Raw genomic sequence first — 1,589 nt, forward strand, 5'->3', positions numbered from 1 at the left:
GATGCTCTCCTGTTTGTCAACCGTGGGGTGGCTGGCTCCTTCGCCTGTGATGGTGTGCCGGTGCTCGGCGCGGTCAAGGTCGTTCATCCGGTGGGGTGCTCCATCGTGACCGCGCCTGCGCTCCGGCGGTTGCGGCGGCGACGGAGGAGCCGGCAGAGTTTGGGGTCAGGTGGCCGTGTGGCGGCGGTAGGGGCGGCGGGCGATCCGTTGTTGGCCGGGGTTGAGGAGGTAGTAGACCTCGCGGGCGAGATAGCGCTTCAGACAACGGATGATCTCGAGCTTCGAGTGGCCTTCGGCGGTCTTGCGCGCGAGGTAGGCCTGGGTTCTCGGGTCCAGGCGGATGCGGCTGACGACAGCCAGGTGCAGGGCGCGGTTGGCTTGCCTGTCCCCGCCGCGGTTGAGCCGGTGGCGCTGGGTCGTCCCGGATGACGCGGGCAGCGGCGCGACGCCGCAGAGCATCGCGAACCCTGCCTCCGACGTCATCCTGTCGGGGTTGTCGCCAGCGGTGACGAGCAGCTGTCCGGCGATCTCGACGCCGATGCCAAGCCGCGCGAGCAGCTGCGGCGCGAGTGCCTCGACCAGCGGGTTGATCAGGTCGTCGAGGTCGGCGATCTCGTCGGTCAGTTCGAGGTAGCGACGTGCCATCGACTTGAGCGCGACCCGGTAGGCGCCGATCGGGTCGGCGGCGTTCGACACGTCCGGACGCCAGGCGGCGACCACCCGGATCAGCTGCATGCGGGTGAGGTTGCGGATCTGGTCACGCACCTCGTCCGGTGCTGAGACGATCGTCATTCGCAGCAGTTGCAAGGCGTTTCGCCGCTCGCGGACCGCTTGGGCTCGTGCCGTCCGCAGGACCCGCAGCGCCTCGACGGCCCCGTCCTTGGACTTCGGGATCGCGGTCCGCCGGTTGTGCAGCACCGCCCGGGCGGCGCTGATCGCGTCCAGGTCGTCGTCCTTGCCCCTGCGGCGGCGATCGGAGCGGTCCGGCCGGTCGACCTCGAGAACGGTCGCACCGGCCTTCGCCAGGTGCCGGGTCAGCCCGGCGCCGTAGGAGCCGGTCCCTTCGACGCCGATGCGGGCCAGCCGGCCGTGTTCGCCGATCCAGGCCGTCAGAGCCCGATAGCCAGCGCGGGTGGTGGAGAAACTGTGCGTGCCCAGTACTGTCCCGCCGTCGTCGACGACCGCCGCCACGTGCAGCTCCTTGTGCGTGTCCACGCCGGCGTACACGGTCTTCCCGGATGCTGCCGACTCCCGGGTCTGGCCCGTTCGCGCAGCATGCGCAATGCTGGTCATGTCGTCCTCTCCGATCCGCTCGATGGGCAGGGCGGCGCCGCGCATCGACCGAACCGGCGGACAAGACAGTGATGAGCGCCTGGTGGCGCAGGCTCTCCTTAGGTCACCCCGACGGCGAGGCGTAGCGCCTCGCCGGGCGCTCCCAGAGCAACCGACAGATCCGAGGAAAGACAACACTTCGTCGATCGGAGTGAGGGTCAGGAAGCTCTCGGAGCGCCCGGCACCAGCATCCTCCCGCGTCCGTCCCTCTCGCGGGCCGGGAAACCCGGGGCAACACCGGCAGAAACAGTCTCACT

General features: G+C 69.7%; 1 protein-coding gene. It reads right to left on the reverse strand.

What is annotated here, in order from left to right:
- Window positions 1-165 precede the first annotated feature (165 nt).
- Window positions 166-1,293: an IS110 family RNA-guided transposase gene (locus H5411_RS46335; RefSeq protein ID WP_244194597.1), complete on the reverse strand. Its 1,128-nt coding sequence runs from the start codon at window positions 1,291-1,293 to the stop codon at window positions 166-168.
- Window positions 1,294-1,589 lie beyond the last annotated feature (296 nt).

Source organism: Amycolatopsis echigonensis, from assembly GCF_014174495.1.
In the GTDB taxonomy this organism is placed as follows: Bacteria; Actinomycetota; Actinomycetes; order Mycobacteriales; family Pseudonocardiaceae; genus Amycolatopsis; species Amycolatopsis echigonensis.